The organism is Curtobacterium sp. PhB25 (genome assembly GCF_004365375.1).
Classification (GTDB): Bacteria; Actinomycetota; Actinomycetes; order Actinomycetales; family Microbacteriaceae; genus Curtobacterium.
In genome coordinates this window covers 1-19704 of record NZ_SODR01000010.1, presented here as the reverse complement: position 1 = coordinate 19704, position 19704 = coordinate 1, and the positions used below count along the sequence as shown (strand labels likewise).

General features: G+C 71.1%; 20 protein-coding genes. 10 read left to right on the top strand and 10 right to left on the bottom strand.

Going from position 1 to position 19704, the window contains the following annotated elements; genetic code table 11:
* The first annotated feature begins 21 nt into the window (after nucleotides 1-21).
* Entirely contained in the window at nucleotides 22-1281 is a 1260-nt protein-coding gene (gene ilvA, locus EDF51_RS17100) for a threonine ammonia-lyase (RefSeq protein WP_123340649.1), read from the top strand.
* A 146-nt stretch (nucleotides 1282-1427) separates the two neighbouring features.
* Here ilvA and greA read toward each other — a convergent pair whose 3' ends face one another.
* Complete coding sequence (gene greA, locus EDF51_RS17095; protein WP_111084815.1) at nucleotides 1428-1916, bottom strand: transcription elongation factor GreA; 489 nt, start codon at nucleotides 1914-1916, stop codon at nucleotides 1428-1430.
* A 70-nt stretch (nucleotides 1917-1986) separates the two neighbouring features.
* The gene (locus EDF51_RS17090; RefSeq protein WP_165918729.1) at nucleotides 1987-2487 is read right to left on the bottom strand and encodes a DUF4307 domain-containing protein; all 501 of its coding nucleotides are present in this window, start codon (nucleotides 2485-2487) and stop codon (nucleotides 1987-1989) included.
* 23 nt (nucleotides 2488-2510) lie between these two features.
* Between EDF51_RS17090 and mca the strand changes: the two genes are divergently transcribed.
* Both mca and EDF51_RS17080 read left to right on the top strand, forming a co-directional pair.
* Entirely contained in the window at nucleotides 2511-3401 is an 891-nt protein-coding gene (gene mca, locus EDF51_RS17085) for a mycothiol conjugate amidase Mca (RefSeq protein WP_134195736.1), read from the top strand.
* A complete protein-coding gene (locus tag EDF51_RS17080) occupies nucleotides 3398-3703 on the top strand; it encodes a hypothetical protein (protein ID WP_131878235.1) in 306 nt (101 codons plus the stop codon). Before mca ends, EDF51_RS17080 begins: the two co-directional genes overlap by 4 nt.
* Before the next feature lie 124 nt (nucleotides 3704-3827).
* On the opposite strand, the gene EDF51_RS17075 is transcribed toward EDF51_RS17080, so the two are convergent.
* A complete protein-coding gene (locus tag EDF51_RS17075) occupies nucleotides 3828-4535 on the bottom strand; it encodes a hemolysin III family protein (RefSeq protein WP_123294746.1) in 708 nt (235 codons plus the stop codon).
* Between the two features lie 95 nt (nucleotides 4536-4630).
* On the opposite strand from EDF51_RS17075, the gene EDF51_RS17070 reads away from it, so the two are divergent.
* The 3 genes from EDF51_RS17070 (at nucleotide 4631) to EDF51_RS17060 (ending at nucleotide 8318) form a co-directional block, all read left to right on the top strand.
* The gene (locus EDF51_RS17070) at nucleotides 4631-5416 is read left to right on the top strand and encodes an isoprenyl transferase (RefSeq protein WP_173170760.1); all 786 of its coding nucleotides are present in this window, start codon (nucleotides 4631-4633) and stop codon (nucleotides 5414-5416) included.
* A 95-nt stretch (nucleotides 5417-5511) separates the two neighbouring features.
* On the top strand, nucleotides 5512-6621 hold the full coding sequence (locus EDF51_RS17065) for an aminotransferase class V-fold PLP-dependent enzyme (RefSeq protein ID WP_111084809.1): 1110 nt from the start codon (nucleotides 5512-5514) through the stop codon (nucleotides 6619-6621).
* A 335-nt stretch (nucleotides 6622-6956) separates the two neighbouring features.
* Entirely contained in the window at nucleotides 6957-8318 is a 1362-nt protein-coding gene (locus EDF51_RS17060; RefSeq protein ID WP_185021053.1) for a PhoH family protein, read from the top strand.
* Between the two features lie 107 nt (nucleotides 8319-8425).
* Here EDF51_RS17060 and EDF51_RS17055 read toward each other — a convergent pair whose 3' ends face one another.
* The 4 genes from EDF51_RS17055 to EDF51_RS17040 form a co-directional block, all read right to left on the bottom strand.
* A complete protein-coding gene (locus EDF51_RS17055) occupies nucleotides 8426-9829 on the bottom strand; it encodes a class II fumarate hydratase (RefSeq protein ID WP_123294166.1) in 1404 nt (467 codons plus the stop codon).
* 161 nt (nucleotides 9830-9990) lie between these two features.
* Nucleotides 9991-10605 (bottom strand): carbonic anhydrase, encoded by a 615-nt coding sequence (locus EDF51_RS17050; protein ID WP_111084807.1) that lies wholly within the window; start codon nucleotides 10603-10605, stop codon nucleotides 9991-9993.
* Between the two features lie 76 nt (nucleotides 10606-10681).
* The gene (locus tag EDF51_RS17045) at nucleotides 10682-11317 is read right to left on the bottom strand and encodes a DUF4245 domain-containing protein (RefSeq protein ID WP_123340653.1); all 636 of its coding nucleotides are present in this window, start codon (nucleotides 11315-11317) and stop codon (nucleotides 10682-10684) included.
* Nucleotides 11314-11559: an exodeoxyribonuclease VII small subunit gene (locus EDF51_RS17040; protein WP_111084805.1), complete on the bottom strand. Its 246-nt coding sequence runs from the start codon at nucleotides 11557-11559 to the stop codon at nucleotides 11314-11316. The genes EDF51_RS17045 and EDF51_RS17040 overlap by 4 nt, the downstream gene beginning before the upstream one ends.
* A gap of 81 nt (nucleotides 11560-11640) precedes the next feature.
* Between EDF51_RS17040 and EDF51_RS17035 the strand changes: the two genes are divergently transcribed.
* The gene (locus EDF51_RS17035) at nucleotides 11641-12396 is read left to right on the top strand and encodes an alpha/beta hydrolase (protein ID WP_131878237.1); all 756 of its coding nucleotides are present in this window, start codon (nucleotides 11641-11643) and stop codon (nucleotides 12394-12396) included.
* 25 nt (nucleotides 12397-12421) lie between these two features.
* On the opposite strand, the gene xseA is transcribed toward EDF51_RS17035, so the two are convergent.
* On the bottom strand, nucleotides 12422-13699 hold the full coding sequence (gene xseA, locus EDF51_RS17030) for an exodeoxyribonuclease VII large subunit (protein ID WP_131878239.1): 1278 nt from the start codon (nucleotides 13697-13699) through the stop codon (nucleotides 12422-12424).
* 131 nt (nucleotides 13700-13830) lie between these two features.
* On the opposite strand from xseA, the gene EDF51_RS17025 reads away from it, so the two are divergent.
* Complete coding sequence (locus EDF51_RS17025) at nucleotides 13831-14889, top strand: 4-hydroxy-3-methylbut-2-enyl diphosphate reductase (protein WP_131845537.1); 1059 nt, start codon at nucleotides 13831-13833, stop codon at nucleotides 14887-14889.
* Nucleotides 14886-15650: a DUF6264 family protein gene (locus tag EDF51_RS17020; RefSeq protein ID WP_123294163.1), complete on the top strand. Its 765-nt coding sequence runs from the start codon at nucleotides 14886-14888 to the stop codon at nucleotides 15648-15650. The genes EDF51_RS17025 and EDF51_RS17020 overlap by 4 nt, the downstream gene beginning before the upstream one ends.
* Nucleotides 15651-15874: 224 nt before the next feature.
* On the opposite strand, the gene EDF51_RS17015 is transcribed toward EDF51_RS17020, so the two are convergent.
* Complete coding sequence (locus EDF51_RS17015; RefSeq protein ID WP_134195734.1) at nucleotides 15875-17134, bottom strand: M18 family aminopeptidase; 1260 nt, start codon at nucleotides 17132-17134, stop codon at nucleotides 15875-15877.
* A gap of 93 nt (nucleotides 17135-17227) precedes the next feature.
* Nucleotides 17228-18256, bottom strand: a complete 1029-nt coding sequence (gene fbaA / locus EDF51_RS17010) for a class II fructose-bisphosphate aldolase (protein ID WP_133936920.1) — start codon at nucleotides 18254-18256, stop codon at nucleotides 17228-17230.
* Nucleotides 18257-18415: 159 nt separating this feature from the next.
* On the opposite strand from fbaA, the gene glpX reads away from it, so the two are divergent.
* Nucleotides 18416-19405 (top strand): class II fructose-bisphosphatase, encoded by a 990-nt coding sequence (glpX, locus tag EDF51_RS17005; RefSeq protein WP_111084799.1) that lies wholly within the window; start codon nucleotides 18416-18418, stop codon nucleotides 19403-19405.
* Nucleotides 19406-19704 lie beyond the last annotated feature (299 nt).

The following is a 19704-nucleotide window of genomic DNA, read 5'->3' as shown; positions in this document are numbered from 1 at the left end:
CGGAACGACGATGATGGGGGAGTGACCGACACCAGCGCCTCCCAGCACACGCTCGCCGCGATCCCCACCCTCGCGGACATCGAGACGGCGCGGGAGACCATCTCGGGCGTCGCGCGCGTCACCCCGATGGAGACCTCGCAGTTCCTGGCCGAGGTGCTCGGTTCACCGGTGCACCTGAAGTGCGAGAACCTGCAGCGCACCGGTGCGTACAAGGTCCGCGGCGCGTACAACCGCCTGTCGACCCTGTCCGAGGAACAGCGCGCCAAGGGCGTCGTCGCGGCCAGCGCCGGCAACCACGCCCAGGGAGTCGCCCTCGCCGCCCGCGAGCTCGGCATCCCGGCGACGATCTTCACCCCGGTCGGTGTCGCGCTGCCGAAGCTGCAGGCCACCCGCCACTACGGCGCCGAGGTCGTGCTGCGCGGCCACTCGGTGGAGGAAGCCCTGAGCGCCGCCAAGGACTTCGCCGCGCACACCGGCGCGGTCTTCATCCCGCCGTTCGACCACCCCGCCGTCATCGCCGGCCAGGGAACCCTCGGCCTCGAGATCATCGACCAGGTGCCCGACGTGGACACCGTCGTCGTGCCGATCGGCGGCGGCGGGGTCATCTCCGGCATCGCCCTCGCGGTCAAGGGCATGGCCGAGCGGCTCGGACGACCGATCAAGGTCATCGGGGTGCAGGCCGAGAACGCTGCTGCGTACCCGTCGTCGATCCGCGCCGGCGAGCCCGTCACCATCACGACGACACCGACGATCGCCGACGGCATCGCGGTCGCCCGCCCCGGCGACCTGAACTTCCCGATCATCCGCGACCTGGTCGACGACATCGTCACGGTCTCCGACGACGACACCGCCCGCGCCCTGCTCGTGCTGCTCGAGCGTGCGAAGCTCGTGGTCGAGGCCGCCGGAGCCGTCGGTGTCGCCGCGATCATGTCCGGCGCGGTCCGCGACACCGGGCGCACCGTCGTGCTGTTGAGCGGCGGCAACATCGACCCGCTCATGATGGAGCGCGTGATCACCCGCGGTCTCGTCGCCGCGTCGCGCTACATCGGCATCCGCATCATGCTGCCGGACCGTCCGGGCCAGCTCGCCCGGGTCGCCCAGGTGATCTCGGACGCCGGCGCGAACGTGGTCGAGGTCCTGCACACCCGCCACGGACAGGGCCTGGTCATCAACGAGGTGGCCCTCGACCTGTCGATCGAGGCGCGCGGCCCCGAGCACGCGCAGGAGGTCATCCAGCGCCTGCACGAGGTCGGCTTCCGCCCGGAGCTCCTCGAGCACTAGTCCTGCGACGATCCACGAGTCGTTCGACGCGTGTCCTGTCGGATCCGTGGTGCGCCCCGGCGAGCGGGGCCGTGGACGCGACCAGCGGACAGACGGGAGGCCCGTGGCGGTGTCGCCCCGGGCCTCCTGTCCGTCTGTGGTGCTGCCTACGGCTCGTAGCGCTCGATCTTGACGACCTCGACCGCGATCTCCTTGCCGTTCGGCGCCGTGTAGGTGGCCTTGTCGCCGGCCTTGAGGCCGACGATCGCCGCGCCGACGGGGCTGACCGGGCTGTAGACCGTCAGGTCGGAGCCCTCGGCGACGATCTCGCGGCTGCCGACCAGGAACGTCGACTCGTCGCCCGCGATGACCGCGGTGACGACGGTGCCGGGCTCGACCGTGCCGTCGAAGACCGCTTCGCTGACGGTCGCGTGCTTGAGGAGGTTCGTGAGGACGCGGATGCGCGCCTCGATCTTGCCCTGCTCGTCCTTGGCGGCGTGGTAGCCGCCGTTCTCCTTGAGGTCGCCCTCTTCGCGAGCGGCCTCGATGCGGCGCGCGATCTCGGCACGGCCCTCGCCGCTCAGCTCGTCGAGCTCCGCCTGGAGACGGTCGTGCGCCTCCTGGGTCAGCCAGGTGACCTGCGTGTCGTTGCTCATCTTCTGTCCCTTCGACCATGAAAAACGAGACCGGCCGAGTGGTCGGTCTCGAGAGGCGAATCAGGACAGTCTAGGGAATCCAGCAGTCGTGGATCAAGCCGGTGACGCCACGGGTCGTGGTCGTCACCTCGGTGCTGACACTGCGGGTGCGCTGCTCGGACGGGGCGAGGGTGATCTCCTTCCAGCCCACGATCGAGTAGCTCTTGTCGAGGACCTGGACGGCGCACTTCGCCCGGACGCCCGGGTCGACGGAGACCTGCGAGTGCACGACCGTGCTGTGCTGGGAGAGGACCTCGTACCCCACGACGTCGTCGGTCAGGCCGCGGTCGGACTGGTCGAGACCCGCCCAGATCACCCAGGCGGCGAAGACCACGACCACGGCGATGGCGGCGGTGATCGCGACGGCCTTGCTGCGGCGCGCTCGGGCCGGGGTGCGGCCGTAGCGGTCGTCGAGGGTGGCGGTGTGGTGCTGTTCGGACAGTTCGGGGCTCCCGGGGTGATTATCCTGATCCCAGGGTAGTTCACGCGTCGCTGTGCACTTCCCGTCCCCGCTCGTCCTCCGCTCGCCCACGCTCACCCCCGTGAGGAAGTCCCGTGCCGTACCGCTTGCTGGCCGTCCACGCCCACCCCGACGACGAGTCGAGCAAGGGGGCGGCGACCGCGGCGAAGTACGTGGCCGAGGGGCACGAGGTACTGGTCGTCTCCTGCACCGGGGGCGAGGCCGGCGACATCCTCAACGACCAGCTCGGCGAGCCCGCGACGAGCCGCGCGCACCGCGACATGGCCGGGTACCGCCGTGGTGAGATGGCCGCCGCGCAGGCAGCCCTCGGCATCGACCACCTGTGGCTCGGCTACCACGACTCCGGACTGCCCGACGCCGCGAAGGGCGAGACCGTCCGACCCGGCACGTTCTCGACCGTGCCGCTCGAGTACAGCACCGAGGCGCTCGTCCGGGTGATCCGCCGGTTCCGTCCGCACGTGCTCGTCACCTACGACGAGAACGGCGGCTACCCGCACCCCGACCACATCCGCACGCACGAGGTGTCCGTCGCCGCCTGGGCAGCCGCGGCCGATCCCGCTGCGTACCCCGCGGCCGGCGAACCGTGGTCGATCGCCAAGCTCTACTACGAGCGCACGATGAACCCGCGCCGCTTCCGGACGATCTTCGAGGCGCTGCAGGACCGCGACCCGGACAGCCCCGCGATCGAGCAGCTGCGCGAGTGGGTCGAGCGGTTCGCCGACCGGCCCGACCTCGCGACCACGCACGTCGACGTGCACGAGTACTTCGACCAGCGCGACGCCGCGCTCCGTGCCCACGCCAGCCAGGTGGCGCCGGACAGTGCGTTCTTCTACTGGCCGAACGACCTCCTGGCCACGGTGTGGCCGACCGAGGACTACCAGCTCGTGGAGGCCCGCGTGCCGACCGAGCTCCCGGAGACCGATCTGTTCGCCGGGATCCCTGCCGACAAGGAACCGACCCCGTGAGCTCCATCGCGGCGGCACTCGCCGCCACCCCCAGTCCCAGCCCCAGCGTCGTGCCGGACGTGAACGTCACCCCCGGTGTCGTCGGGTTCATCGCCATCGCGCTGGTGGCGATCGCGACGATCGTCCTGGTCGTGGACATGACCCGGCGCATCCGCCGGACGCGCTACCGGTCGGAGATCCGCGAGCGTCTCGAGGCGGAAGCGAACGGCACCGCGTTCGACGGTCCCGCGACGGACGAGTCGGAGCGGCGTGCGGCCGAGGACGGCCGAGCCGACGTCGGGGACGACACCGAGCGCGGTTGACGCGCTAGCGCCTGACGGAACCGGGCGTACCTGGGCGGATCGGGCGTACCTGGTCGAAAGTTCCGGGTGAGTACGCCCGGAACGACCAGGCATCGCGCGCGTTCCGGGAAGGAACGTGCGACCGTCAGCGCACCGGGTCCAGGGCGACGATGAGCACACCGACCCACTGCGCGCCGAAGGCCACGACCGTCAGGGCGTGGAACACCTCGTGGAAGCCGAACTGGGTGGGCACCGGGTTCGGCCGCTTGAAGCCGTAGACCAGCGCGCCGATGATGTAGGCGACACCGCCGGACAGGATGAGCACGGTCATCGGGACGCTCGCCGCGAAGAACTGCGGCAGCAGCCCGAGCGCCGCGCAGCCGAGCACCAGGTAGATCGGCACGTACAGCCACCGGGGCGCGTTGATCCACAGCACCCGGAAGGCGATGCCGAGGGCGGCGCCGGACCACATCACCCAGAGCACGACCACCATCAGCGTGTGCGGCAGGGCGCAGATCGCGATCGGCGTGTAGGTGCCGGCGATGAGCAGCAGGATGTTCGTGTGGTCGATGCGCTTGAGCACCGCCTTGACGGTCGGCCCCCACGGGAACCGGTGGTACGTCGCGGAGACCCCGAACATGGCCAGCGACGTGGCCATGAACACCGCGCTGCCGACCTTCGCCGCGGTGCTGTCGGCCAGGGCGATGAGGACGATGCCCATCGCGATCGCGAACGGGAACGCGCCGAGGTGGATCCACCCGCGCCAGGCGGGGCGGGTGTCCTCCGTGGTCGTCGCGGCCTCTTCGGTGAACGGGACGTGGGGGAGGGTGGCGGTCTCGTGCTCGTCCTGCATGTGCCGACTGTAAGCCCCGTGCCCGAACGGATGCCACGAGTTCTGGGGGAGCCGCACTCGGGACGCTCCGACCGACGGTGCACTACGCTCGGTGCGTGACCGGCAGGGTGGGATGGGCAGGACGAGGGATCCTCTACCGCGCCTACCAGAGCCGCATCCGCCGCCAGATCGAGGGCAGCGCGAAGCCGAAGCACGTCGCCATGATCGTCGACGGCAACCGTCGGTGGGCGAAGCAGCTCGGGCTCGAGTCCGCCGCGCACGGCCACCGCGCCGGCGCCGCGAAGATCCCGGAGTTCCTGACCTGGTGCGACGAGCTCGGCATCGAGGTCGTGACGCTCTACCTGCTCTCCGCCGACAACCTGACCGGACGTGCCGGAGCGGAACTCAGCGAGCTCGTCGGCATCATCGGCGACCTGGCCGGGGTGCTCGCCGACACCACGGACTGGCGCGTGCAGCACGTCGGGTCGAACGAGGGCCTGCCCGACTCGCTCGTGTCCGCGCTCGCGCAGGCCGAGGAGCGCACCGCCGGCCGGACCGGACTCCACATCAACCTGGCCGTCGGGTACGGCGGGCGCCGCGAGATCGCCGACGCCATGCGCAGCATCGTGGAGTCGCACGGCGCGGGTGGCGGCACGATCGACACCCTGGCCGAGGTCCTTACGCCGGAGCTCATCGGCGACCACCTGTACACGCAGGGACAGCCCGACCCCGACCTGGTGATCCGGACCTCGGGTGAGCAGCGGCTGTCCGACTTCATGCTGTGGCAGAGCGCGCACAGCGAGTTCTACTTCGTGGAGGCGCTCTACCCCGACCTGCGCGAGGTCGACTTCCTGCGCGCCGTCCGCGACTTCGGGCTGCGGTCGCGACGCTTCGGCGGCTGACGCTTCCTCGCTACTGCGCGGATCGGCCTGGGTTCGCTGACGTTCAGTGATCCCAGTAGGCTCTCAGGGTTCGACACTGTGAAAGGTGCACCCCTGTGAACATCGACGAGTACGCCGCGGGCTTCTCCGAGGACCCCGGCTACCTCGACCACGCTGCGTTCGGCCCCGTGCAGACCGCCGTGCTCGAAGAGCAGCGCGTGCTCGGCACGATCCAGGAGCACATGCGCTTCGGCGCCATGGAGACCCTCGACGAGCAGGACGCCCGCGTCCGCACGGTCGCCGCCCGCTTGGTCGGTCGCCGCGAGGACCAGGTCGTCTCGCAGACCGCGACGACGCCCGGCCTGCTGCACACGGCCTTCGGCCTGACCGGCGGCGTGCTGGTGTCGGCCGACGAGTACCCCTCGCTGCCGCTCGCGCTGGCGAGCGCCGCCTCGGCGACCGGCGGCCGGGTCCAGCCGGTCGTCATCGAGTCCGGTGCCGGGTGGATGACCCCCTCGCTCATCCAGGAGCGCCTGACCGACGACGTGACGGCCGTGGCGGTGTCGCTGGTCGACTGGCGCACCGGCTACCTGGCCGACCTCGCCGGCATCCGCGAGGTCATCGGCGACCGCCTGCTGATCCTCGACGCGATCCAGGGCTTCGGAGTCGTCGACGCCCCCTACGAGATCGCGGACGTCGTCGCGACCGGCGGCCAGAAGTGGCTGCACGCCGGCTGGGGCACGGGCTTCACCGCCTTCAGCGACCGCGCCCTGAACCGCCTGCGTCCGGCGCTGTCCGGCCCGCACGGCACCACCGGCTGGCCCGTGGACGTCCCCGCCGTGCGCCCGGGTGCCGCCGGCTACCAGATGACCCGCATCGACCCCATCGCGCAGGCCCGCCTCGCGGTGTCGCTGGACCGGCTGACCGCCGTCGGTGTCGCCGCCGTGCAGGAGCGCGTCACCGAGCGCGTCGAGCGCGTGTTCGCGATCGCGGACGAGTTCGGGCTCGAGGTCGAGTCCAGCCGCGACCCGCGCGAGCGCGCCGGCATCGTCGTGCTGCGGCCGGCCGAGGGGCGCCTGACCGCGCTGTCCGCGGCGCTGCACAACCACGGCGTGACCGCGACGACGCGGCTCGGCGTCGCGCGGGTGTCGGTGTTCGCCTCGACGACGGACGAGACGCTCGACATGTTCCGCGACGCCTGCGTCTCGTACGCGACGCTTCAGTAGCGCGGTTCCGCGAAAGCGACAGATCTCCGGGAACGGTTCGCGGAGATCTGTCGCTTTCGCGGATCTGGACGTGCGGAAGGGCGGACGGGAGGCGCGGGGCGGCGCCGCCACGGGCCTCCCGTCCGGCGGACGGCCACGTCGACTGCCGGTGTCACGTTGTTCACGTGACCGTAACGCCGGAAACCGCGTGTCGCTGGCGGGGTGTCGGAGGGCGGACGTACGTTGTCCCCATCGGGCACCGCGCCCGATCGAAGCGGCCACAGTCGGTGCTTCGGGACCCGCTCCACGGCCGCGTTCGAGGACATGGACCGGGCTGCTCGCGGCCCGGGGATGGAGTGGTCGTGACCTCTCAGAACGTCTCTCGCGGAACCCAGCACCAGCCCACCGCGGACTCGTCCACGTCGGTCGCCCAGCGCACGTACGTGCTCGACACATCGGTGCTCCTCAGCGATCCGCGGGCCTTGTTCCGCTTCGCCGAGCACGCGGTGGTCCTGCCCGTCGTGGTCGTCAGCGAACTCGAGTCGAAGCGCAACGACCCGGAGATCGGGTACTTCGCGCGGCAGGCCCTGCGGCTGCTGGACGAGATGCGCATCGAACACGAACGGCTCGACTTCCCGATCGCGCTCGGTGACGGCGGTTCCTTCCGCGTCGAGCTGAACCACTCCAACCAGTCCGTCCTGCCGTCCGGGCTGCAGCTCGGCGACAACGACTCCCGCATCCTCGCCGTCGCCTCGAACCTGCAGAACGACGGGCTCGACGTGGTCGTCGTGTCGAAGGACCTGCCCCTGCGCGTCAAGGCGTCGTCGATCGGCATGGCGGCCGAGGAGTACCGCGCCGAGCTCGCGGTCGACTCCGGCTACACCGGCATCGCCGACCTGCAGGTCTCGGGCGAGCAGATGGCCGACCTGTACGAGAAGGAGGAGATCCGCTCCGTCCAGCTCGACGGCGTGCCGGTCAACACCGGAGTCGTCATCCACTCCGAGCGCGGTTCGGCCCTCGGTCGCGTGCACACCGCCGGTTCCGTCGCCCTGGTCCGTGGCGACCGCGAGGTCTTCGGGCTGCGCGGCCGGTCCGCCGAGCAGCGGCTCGCGATCGACGCCCTGCTCGACTCCGAGATCGGCATCGTGTCCCTGGGCGGCAGCGCCGGCACGGGCAAGTCAGCGTTGGCCCTGTGCGCCGGGCTCGAAGCAGTGCTCGAGCGGCAGCAGCACAAGAAGATCATGGTGTTCCGGCCGCTGTACGCCGTGGGTGGCCAGGACCTCGGGTTCCTGCCCGGTGACGCCGGCGAGAAGATGAACCCGTGGGCGCAGGCGGTCTACGACACCCTCGGGTCGGTGGTGTCCGACAACGTCCTCGACGAGGTGATCGAGCGCGGCTTGATCGAGGTCCTGCCGCTCACGCACATCCGCGGTCGGTCCCTGCACGACGCGTTCGTGATCGTCGACGAGGCGCAGTCGCTCGAACGGAACGTGCTGCTCACCATGCTCTCCCGCATCGGGCAGAACTCCCGCGTGGTGCTCACCCACGACGTCGCGCAGCGCGACAACCTGCGGGTCGGACGGCACGACGGCATCGCGAGCGTCATCGAGCGGCTCAAGGGCCACCCGCTGTTCGCCCACGTCACGCTGACCCGGTCGGAGCGCTCCGCGATCGCCGCCCTCGTGACGGACCTGCTGGACTCGCCCGACCTGGTGTAGCGCCCGGCTGTTCCCCACACACGAAAGCGACAGATCTCCGCGAACAGTTCGCGGAGATCTGTCGCTTTGGCGGAGGGGTCAGCGCGGAGGGGTCGCGCGGCAGGAGCTCAGTTCGGGTGGGTCATGGACAGGACGTCCAGTGCCGCGTCGAGCTGCTCCTCGGTGACCTCGCCACGCTCGACGTGGCCGAGCGCCACGACGGCCTGGCGGACGGTGATGCCCTCGGCGACGGCGTACTTCGCGACCTTCGCCGCGGCCTCGTAGCCGATGACCCGGTTGAGCGGGGTGACGATCGACGGCGACGACTCGGCGAACGCCCGGGCCCGCTCGAGGTTCGCCTGCAGCCCGTCGATGGTCTTGTCGGCCAGCACCCGCGAGCTGTTCGCCAGCAGACGGATCGACTCGAGCAGCGCCGTCCCCATCACGGGGATCGCGACGTTGAGCTCGAACGCACCGGACGCACCCGCCCAGGCGATGGTGGCGTCGTTGCCGATGACCCGCGCGCCCACCATCAGGGTGGCCTCGGGGATCACCGGGTTGACCTTGCCGGGCATGATCGACGAGCCCGGCTGCAGGTCGGGGATGTGCAGTTCGCCGAGCCCGGTGTTCGGGCCCGACCCCATCCAGCGCAGGTCGTTGTTGATCTTCGTCAGGCTGACCGCGAGCACCTTGAGCGCCCCGGAGGCCTCGACCAGGGCGTCGCGCGCGCCCTGGGCCTCGAAGTGGTCGACGGCCTCGGTGATCGGCAGGTCGGTGTCGCTCGCGAGCTGGGCGATCACCCGCTGCGGGAAGCCCTTCGGGGTGTTGATGCCGGTGCCGACGGCGGTGCCGCCGAGCGGGACCTCGGCGACGCGGGGGAGCGTCGCGGTGACCCGCTCGATGCCCAGGCGGATCTGGCGTGCGTAGCCGCCGAACTCCTGGCCGAGGGTGACCGGGGTGGCGTCCATCAGGTGCGTGCGGCCGGACTTCACGGCGTCGGCCCACAACGTGGCTTTGGCCTCGAGCGACTCGGCGAGGTGCTCGAGCGCCGGGACGAGCGAGCGCAGCAGGGCTTCGGTCACGGCGACGTGCACCGAGGTCGGGAACACGTCGTTCGACGACTGCGAGGCGTTGACGTGGTCGTTCGGGTGCACCGCGGTGCCGCCGATGTCCGACGCCAGCGTGGCCAGGACCTCGTTCATGTTCATGTTCGACGAGGTGCCGCTGCCGGTCTGGTACACGTCGACGGGGAACTGGTCGTGGTGCTGCCCACCGATGATCAGGTCCGCCGCGCCCGCGATGGCGTCGGCGACGGCGGGCTCGACGATGCCGAGCTCGCCGTTCACGATGGCCGCAGCGCGCTTGATGCGGGCGAGCGCCACGATCTGGGCCGACTCGAGCCCGGTGCCCGAGATGGGGAAGTTCTCGACCGCGCGCTGGGTCTGGGCGCGGTACAACGCCGACTTCGGCACCCGCACCTCGCCCATGGTGTCGTGCTCGATGCGGAACTCGGTCTCGGTGGTGTCGGTCACGTCGTCGTGGTCCTTCCTGGGGTGCTCGCCGGACGCGGTCGCGTCGGGGGACTGCGCCGGCGCACGAGGTCTCCGTGGGTCACGGAACCGGCGCCGGGCGTCTCGTTCGACTGTACCGGTGCGACGGATGTGGGACGTGCGGGTGCGGCGCCGAGGGGCCGTCAGGCGTTGCCGACCACCGTGTCGATCGTGACCTCGCCCGTGCCGAGGTCGTAGGTCGCGCCGACGACGGCCAGCCGGCCCTCGGCGATCGCGTCGGAGACGGCACCGGAGCGCTCGAGCACCTGGCGGAGCGTGGCCTCGAGGTGGGCGGCGCCGATCGCTTCTTGTGGGAGCTCGGCGTCGGTGGCACGGACCTTCTCGACGCTCGGGGCGATGGCGTCGACCAGGGCCTGCAGGTGCGGCGCGGGGACCGGCTCACCCGAGCGGGCCGCGGCGACGGCACCGCACCGGGTGTGGCGCAGGACGACGACGAGCGGGGTGCCGAGCGCGACGACCGCGAACTCGATCGACCCGAGCACGACGTCGTCGACGATCTGCCCGGCGTTGCGGATGGCGAAGAGGTCACCGATGCCCGCGTCGAACACGTGCTCGAACGGCACGCGCGAGTCGGAGCAGCCGAGGACGGTCGCGAACGGCGCCTGCGACCCCTGGAGCTCGGTGCGGCGGTCGGGGTCCGTGCGGCCCATGCGGCGCTTGTCGGCGGCGAAGCGGGCGTTGCCGTCGACGAGCAGGCGCAGGGCGTCGGACGGGGTGGAGGCGGCGCGGTCGGGCATGGGGCTCCTCGGATCGGGTCGGATGAGGTCGAGTGGTCGGGCGCCGGGGTGTCCGGCAGGATTCGTCCGGCGGTCGCTACTGGGAGAACTGCTTCGTCACGGCCGTGGCCACGGTGCGGTACGACGAGTCGTCGGCGGTGCCGGAGAGCACGATCGTGTTGGTGCCGAACGTGGACACGAGCGAGTACGCGTGGTTGCCGGCATCCGAGCCCTCGGCCCGTCGGTCGTACACGGTCCACTTGGTGCCGTCGATGACGCGGGTGCCGGTCGACGGTCGCTGGTCGAGCTGGTTCGAGACCCACGAGCCGTTCGCGTCCACGCCCTGCTGCAGGCTGAGGTACTGCTTGTCCGGCGTCACGAACCCGACGGTCCAGACGTCGACGTCGTCCGAGGTCTTGTCGGAGAAGTCGGCCCGGTTCGACGTGAAGCCGCTCGGCAGGTCGGGGGCGGCGAGGGTGATGTCGCCGACGTGGGCATCGGCCGCGATCTGCTGGTAGTCGACGGTGCGGTCGACCGTGGTGTTCGGCCGCACGACCACGGCGACGAGGAACAGCACGATGCCGAGCGACGCGATGAGCGCGATCACGAGGTTGAAGGCCGTCTGGTGCTGGCGGCGAGCGGTCCGTGCGGCGTCCTTGCGGGCCCAGGTCTCCTCTGCCGTCTCGGGTCGGCCGAGCTCGGCGACGATCGGGCGACCGTTCGCGTCGGTCATCGGGCGGAGCCGTCCTCGGCGCTGCTGGCCGCGCGGGCCGCGTCGAGCCGGGCACGAGCACCGACGAGCCACTCTTCGCAGCGGGCGGCCAGGGCCTCGCCGCGCTCCCAGAGCGACAGCGAGCGCTCGAGGGTCGCGGAGCCCTGTTCGAGCTCGCTCACGACACGCACGAGTTCGTCGCGGGCTGCTTCGTAGCTCAGCGACTGGACGTCGGTCTGCTCGGGTTCCTGCTGGGATGGCACGACTCGATCCTACCGAGGGTCCACCGACTGACCGACGTGCCCGCTGCGCCTGGGGAGAACACCGGCCGGTAGGGTCGCGCCATGACAGATCTCCCCGAGGGCGTGGACTGGTACCCGGCACCGGACGGACCGAGCGCTGGGCGCGACGGGCTGCCGGGCCGCCCCTCGCTCGCGGTCGTCCTGCCCGGCGGCGGGTACGGCATGCACGCCCCGCACGAGGGGGAGGGGTACGCCCGCTGGCTGAACGGGATCGGCATCGACGCGGTCGTGTTCGCGTACCCGCTCGCCCCGCACCGCCACCCGGACGCCGTGGTGGCGACCCGAGCGCTCGTCCGTGACCTGCGTGCCGGACGCTGGGCGGGCCTCCCGTCCGATCCGCGGATCGTCGTGATCGGTTCGTCGGCAGGCGGGCACCTGGCGGCCCTCGTGTCGAACGCACCGACGCCGGCCGAGCGCGCCGTGTCGGACGTCGACGACCGGCCCGACCTGACGGTGCTCTGCTACCCGGTGACGTCGATGACGGACCACCCGCACGTCGGCAGCGCCGACAACCTGCTCGGACCGGGCGCGAGCGTCCGCGAGCGGTCCGCGGTGGACGCGGACCTGCTCGTCGACGACCGGACTCCGCCGACCTTCCTGTGGCACACGGCCGAGGACGAGCACGTGCCGGTGACGCACTCGCTGTCCTACGCACACGCGCTGGCGCGGCACGGGGTGCCGTTCGACCTGCACGTGTTCGAGCGCGGTGTGCACGGCATCGGGCTCGCCGAGGGCCTCGGGCCGGCCGAGGCGTGGAGCACGCTGGCGACGACCTGGCTGCGCGACCGCGGCTGGTGACCAGGCCGTCGGCGACCCCGACGCGTCAGGCAGCCGGACCCGACCCGTCCGGACCCGGCCCGGCCGAACCCGACCCGTCCGGACCCGGCCCGTCCGGCTCGAGCGTTCCGGTCGCCGTCCCCGCGCCGAGCGTGACGTGCACCGGCGTCTGCCCGGTCAGGTCGTCGGACGACCGCACCACGCCGCCGTCGGCCCGCTGCACGATCGCGTAGCCGCGGCGCAGGGTGTCGCGCGGCGACAGCGCACGGAGCCTGGCGGTCAGGTGCCCGACCTCCGAGTGGCCCCGCTCGAGCCGACGGTCGAGCAGCTCCCGCGACCGGGACAGGTCACGGGCCACTTCCTCCGCACGGGTGTCGACGAGCCACGCCGTCGACGCGAGCGCCGGGCGTGACCGGAGGGCGGCGATCCGGTCGGCCTCGACCGCGAGCGTCTGCGACAACCGCAGGCCGATGCGGGCGCGGGCCTGCCGGACGTTCGCGAGCTCCTCCGCGACGTCGGGCACGACGCGCTTGGCGGCGTCGGTCGGGGTCGAGGCGCGGAGGTCCGCGACCTCGTCGAGGATGGGACGGTCGGCCTCGTGCCCGATGGCCGACACGATCGGTGTGCTCGCCGCTGCTGCTGCGCGGACGAGTCCTTCGTCGCTGAAGCCGAGCAGGTTCTGGAAGTCGCCGCCACCACGGGCGATGATGATGACGTCCACCGTCGGGTCGGCGTCGAGCTCGAGGATCGCCGCCGTGACCTCGCCCACGGTCCGCTCGCCCTGCACGGCGGTGTGGACGGTGCGGAACTCGACCTGCGGCCACCGGAGCTGCGCGTTGCGCTTGACGTCCTTCTCGGCGTCGGAGTCCTTGCCGGTGATCAGGCCGATCCGGTGCGGCAGGAACGGCAGACGCTTCTTGCGTGCGGGGTCGAACAGCCCCTCTTCGCCCAGGGTCCGACGCAGGCGTTCGAGTCGTTCGAGCAGGTCACCGAGGCCGACGTGCTTCATCTCGACGACCTGCATGGTCAGCGAGCCGCCCTTGACCCAGTAGTTCGGCTTGACCGCTGCGACGACCCGGTCGCCCTGCTTGATGTCCGCCGGCACCCGGGACCGCACGCTCGACCAGATCGAGAACGACACCGTCGCATCGACCTCGACGTCCTTGAGCTTGCCGTAGACGTTGCCGCCCGCGACGTTCCACTGCGTGATCTCGCCCTCGATCCACGCGGTGCCGAGCCGGTCGATCCAGTCGCGGAGCTTCGCGCCGAGGAGCGCGACCGGCCACGGGTTGTCGGCCGTCGGCGGGCCCTGTTCGATCGCCATGTCGCTCCTTCTCGTGCTGGACGTCCATCGTGCCCGACACCGGTGACAGCGGGCGAGCGGCGGGTTCTCCACAGCCGGCCCCCGCGCCCAGGTCGCGTGCGTCCCGCTCACCTATCATCGGGGACGTGACGATCACCAACGGCCACACGGTCCCGCTCGCCCCTCCGCGTGTGCACGCGGCGCGTGGGCGACTGCGTGACGAGCCGGTCGCCGGTCCGAAGAAGGTGCTGCTCGCGGCACCCCGCGGCTACTGCGCCGGGGTCGACCGGGCGGTGGTGGCGGTCGAGAAGGCGCTCGAGCAGTACGGCGAGCCCGTCTACGTCCGCAAGCAGATCGTCCACAACGTCCACGTCGTGTCGACCCTCGAGCAGCGCGGTGCGGTGTTCGTCGACGACGTCGCCGAGGTCCCGCGCGGTTCGCACGTGGTGTTCAGCGCCCACGGCGTCTCACCCGCCGTCGTGGCCGGTGCCGCCGACCGCGACCTGCACGCCATCGACGCCACCTGCCCCCTGGTCACCAAGGTCCACCGCGAGGCCACCCGGTTCGCCAAGGCCGAGCGGACCATCATCCTGATCGGGCACACCGGCCACGAAGAGGTCGAGGGCACGATGGGCCACGCCCCCGAGCGCACGATCCTGGTCAACGGCCCGGACGACGTCGCCGCGCTCGACGTCCCCGATCCCGACAACCTCGTCTGGTTGTCGCAGACCACGCTGAGCGTCGACGAGACGATGGAGACCGTCCGCCTGCTGCGCGAGAAGTACCCGACCATCCAGGATCCGCCGTCCGACGACATCTGCTACGCCACCCAGAACCGCCAGGTCGCGATCAAGAAGGTCGCCCCGGGCACCGACCTGGTGATCGTCGTCGGCTCCGCGAACTCGTCGAACAGCGTCCGTCTGGTCGAGGTCGCCCTGGAGCACGGGGCGAAGGCCGCGCACCGTGTCGACTACGCGGAGGAGATCCGCCAGGAGTGGCTCGACGGCGTCGCCACCGTCGGCGTCACGAGCGGCGCGTCCGTCCCCGAAGAGCTCGTCGCCGAAGTCCTCGAACAACTCGCCGACGCCGGGTACGGCGCCGTGGAAGAAGTCGTGACCGCACACGAAGACCTGATGTTCTCGCTCCCCAAGGAGCTCCGCACCGACGCGTCGGGCAACCCGACGCGCGCGCTCGGCGGGCGTCGGGCATGAGCGGCGCGGACGGCTGGGGCTCGGTGCCGCAGCGCGAGCCGGGTCACGTCGACGACACGGCGGCAGCCGGCCAGGAGGCCCGGGGCACGTCCCCGACGACGGCCGCCGGTGCCGTCAGCGGCCGGGTCCACGGCCGACCCGCCCCCGCGTACGGCGAGTACGCGCCAGAGGGATGGGTCAACCCGGTCCTGGTCGAACAGGAACGTCAGGAGCGCGAGCAGCAGGAGCGCGACCGCCGCCAGCAGGCGGCGAGCCAGGCCGGGCAGGACGGCGCGACCGCGTACCGGTCCGGTGCCGGTGCGCCGACCGGCACCGTGCCTCCAGGACGACCCGGCGCAGCCGGCGACCCGACCACGGGCGGGTCGCAGCGGTCCGCGTCGACGAGCCGGTTCGGACGCACGCCCGCCGACTTCGTCCTGACGGTCGGTCTGCTCGCCTTCGGACTCATCTCCGTGGTGCAGTCCCTCGCGGTGACCAACGTCGCGTCGACGGTGCGTCGGACCCTCGAGACGCAGTACACGGCGCTGAACGACCCGAGTGCACTGAGCGGTGCCGCGATCATCGGGGCGATCACGAACGTCGTGGTCTTCGCGCTCGTGGCGTGGTGGTCGATCCGCCGGCTCCGGGCACGCAAGCGCACGTTCTGGGTGCCGATCGTCGGCGCGGTCGTGGCCACCTTCGTGAGCACCATCGCGTTCGTCGTCGTGGTGTTCCAGGACCCGCAGTTCGTCGAGTTCATGATGCGCCAGGCCGGCGCCTGACCCTCGGACCGCCTGACCGCCAGGCTGCTCGCGGCGCTGGCATCCGCGCGTCGAGTGGTCGCAACACGCCGCATGCCCGCCGTCGAGCGGTCACGAAGTGTCGTCCGGCGCCGGGGCCCCCGACAGTTCGTGACCACTCGGTCCTGCGTGCGCGGGGAGTCGCGACCACCCCGGCCCGCAGACGCCGGGCGGGGCTCAGCCGGCCGGGTCCAGCCGGCCAGGGCTCAGCCTGCCAGGAACGCCGCGACGGCGCCGTGGAGTGACGCCAGGTCCTCGACGTGCACGAGCTCGCGGATCGAGTGCATCGACAGCAGCCCGACGCCGATGTCGATCGTCGGGATCCCGAGCCGGGTCGCCGCGATCGGGCCGATGGTCGAGCCACCGGGGATCGTGTTGACGTTGACGAACGGCTGCCACGGCACCCCGGCGGTGTCGCATGCGGCGGCCCAGACGGCCTCGCCCTTGGCCTCGGTCATGTAGCGCTGGTTCGCGCTGATCTTCAGCAGCGGACCGGCACCGGGGCGCGGACGGTTCGTCGGGTCGTGCTTCTCCGGCTGGTTCGGGTGCACCAGGTGCCCGGCGTCGCTCGACAACAGCCACGAGGCGCGGAACGCCCGAGCGGCCTCGGAGCGGGTGGCGCCGAGACCCTCCTGCACGCGGCCGAGGACGTCCTCGAGGAACGGGCCACCGGCACCGGACGGGGTCGAGGAACCGATCTCTTCGTGGTCGAACGCCGCGAACACGGGGATGTGGTCGCCGTCGACCGGGGCGTCCACGATGCCGCGGAGCCCGGCGTGCACGCTCGTCAGGTTGTCCATCCGGCCCGACGCCAGGAACTCGCGCTCGATGCCGATGCGGGCGGGGGCCTGGGTGTCGGCGAGGAAGAGGTCCCACGAGACTGCATCGTCTCCGAGGCGAGCGCGCAGCCACTCCACGACCGAGGTCCCTCCGGCGTCGCCGTCCACGCCGACGATCGGCAGCGTGTGGCGTTGGCGGTCGATCTCCTTGCCGTCGTTCACCCCGCGGTCGAGGTGGATCGCGAGGTTCGGGATGCGGGCGACCGCGTCGGTGCTGACGAGCCGCACGCTGCCGTCGGCGTCGACGACCCGGCCGGCGATGCGCAGGTCGCGGTCGAACCACGTCGACAGGAGCGCGCCGCCGTAGACCTCGACGTTCAGCTGCTCCCACCCGCCGGTGCGGACTCCGGGGTTCGGCTTGATCCGGAACCCGGGGGAGTCGGTGTGGGCGCCGAGGATCCGGAACGGGGTCGTCGCCGTTGCACCCTCCGGCAGGCGCCACGCGATGACCGCACCGTCGCGGATCACGACGTACGCGCCGGGTTCGGACGGCCAGGCGTCGAGCTCGGACAGCTCGGTGAACCCGGCTGCGACGAGGCGGTCGCGGGCGGCCGCTGCCGCGTGGAACGCGGTGGGCGACTCGGTGACGAACTGGGCGAACTCGGAGGCGATGGCGTCGACGGTCACCTGCCCATCGTGGCATGCGGTGGAGGCGGCCGGACGCAGAACGGGGCACGTCCGTCGGACGCGCCCCGTTCCTCCTGGCAGTTGCTCCCGGTGTCAGCCCTTGGTGTGACCGGCGGAGCCGAGCACCTTCGCGGCCTCGCCCACGCGAGCCGCCATGGCGGACTCGGCGACCTTGCCCCAGGCGCGGGGGTCGTACTGCTTCTTGTTGCCGACCTCGCCGTCGATCTTCAGGACACCCTCGTAGTTCCGGAACATCGAGTCGGCGATCGAGCGCGTGAACGCGTACTGCGTGTCCGTGTCGATGTTCATCTTGATGACGCCGTTGCGGACGGCCTCGTGGATCTCGTCGTCGGTCGAGCCGGAGCCGCCGTGGAAGACGAGGTCAAGGGGGTTCTCGCCCGTGCCGTGCTTGGCCGCGACCGAGGCCTGGATCTCGCCGAGGAGCTCGGGGCGGAGCTTGACGTTGCCCGGCTTGTAGACGCCGTGCACGTTGCCGAAGGTGAGCGCGGCGATCCAGCGCCCCTTGTCGCCCAGGCCGAGTGCGTCGACGACCTTCTCGACGTCGTTCGGGGTCGTGTACAGGGCGTCGTTCGTGCCCTCGTGCTCGACGCCGTCCTCTTCGCCGCCGACGACGCCGATCTCGACCTCGAGGATCGCGTTGATGTTCCGCGTCTTCGACAGCATCGTCTTCGCGATCTCGATGTTCTCGTCGAGCGGCACGGCCGAGCCATCCCACATGTGCGACTGGAAGATCGGGTTGCGGCCGGCACGGACCTCTTCCTCGCTCGCCGCGATGAGCGGCAGGACGAAGCCGTCGAGGGCGTCCTTCGGGCAGTGGTCGGTGTGCAGCGCGACCGTGATGTCGTAGTTCTTCGCGACCTCGTGGGCGAACTTCGCCATCGCGAGGGCACCGGCGGCGCGGTTCTTGATCGTCTGGCCGGCGAAGTAGTCGGCACCGCCCGTCGTGACCTGGAGGATGCCGTCCGAGCCGGACTCCTGCAGGCCCTGGAGGACCGCGTTGATGGTCTGCGACGAGGACACGTTGACCGCGGGGTACGCGAACTTGCCCGCCTTCGCGCGTTCGATCATCTCGGCGTACTGTTCCGGCGTTGCGATGGGCACGTGGATCTCCTTCGACTTCGGTGATGTCCCCGCCGATCGTAGTCAGCCGGACTGGAGGGACGGTGCGGGTTACGCGGTCGACCCACGTCCGTCGTGCACATGCGTGCACGGGCCCGGTGTCCGGACCGCCGGTCGGCCGCCGGTCGGTAGGCTCGGGTCGTGACTCCCTCTACGGAAACCGGCTCCCTGTTCCTCCAGCCCGACCGCAACCTGGCCCTCGAGCTCGTGCGTGCGACGGAGGCCGCCGCGATCCGTGCGCAGCCGTGGGTCGGACGTGGTGAGAAGAACCTCGCCGACGGCGCCGCGGTCGACGCGATGCGCAAGTTCCTCGGCACCGTGAACTTCGACGGCGTCGTCGTCATCGGTGAGGGCGAGAAGGACAACGCCCCGATGCTCTACAACGGCGAGCACGTCGGCAACGGCCACGGCCCGGCCTGCGACATCGCGGTCGACCCGATCGACGGCACCTCGCTCACCGCAGCCGGCCGTCAGAACGCCATCTCCGTCATGGCCGTCTCGGACCGCGGTTCGATGTACGACCCCTCCGCCGTGTTCTACATGGACAAGATCGCCGCCGGCCCCGAGGGCCGCGGGGTCCTGGACCTCGAGAAGCCGATCGGTGAGAACATCCGCGCGCTGGCGAAGGCCAAGGGCAAGGACCTCGAGGACATGGTCGTGGCCGTGCTCGACCGTCCCCGTCACGACGAGTTGATCCGCGCGATCCGTGCGACGGGCGCCGGGACGCGTCTGCTGCTCGACGGTGACGTCGCCGGTGGCATCGCCGCGGCGCTGCCGGGCTCGACGATCGACATGTGCGTCGGCGTCGGTGGCACTCCCGAGGGCATCATCACGGCGTGCGCGATCAAGGCGCTCGGCGGTGTGATCCTCGGCAAGCTGCAGCCGAAGGACGACGAGGAGCGCGAGCGCGCCATCGCCGCCGGCCACGACCTGGACAAGGTCCTCGACCAGGACGACCTGGTCACGGGTGACAACACGTTCTTCGTCGCCACCGGCGTCACCGACGGTGTCCTGGTCGACGGTGTCCGTCGCTCGCGCGGCGTCATCCACACCGACTCGCTCGTGCTGCGGTCCCGCTCGAACACCATCCGCCGGATCCAGGCGGACCACCGTGCGGAGAAGTGGTTCTGATCCCTGCGAGATCCTGATCGGCGCGAGTCATCGCTGAACCGTTGAGACCCGTCCGCACCACGTCGTCGCGTGGCGCGGACGGGTTTTCCCGTGCACGGGACGAGAGCACACGATGATTCGAATCATCGGCATCTGTGACCCCTGATATGGTCACAACCGCACATCTGTGAAGAAGTGTGCGGAGATCGGACCTGGGGAGGAATGATGGGGCGGCCGTCGGGGTGGGATGTCGTCGATCAGGGTGATGATCCGGTCAAGGGGGATCCGTCGACGTTGCGGATGATGTCGCGGGAGTACCA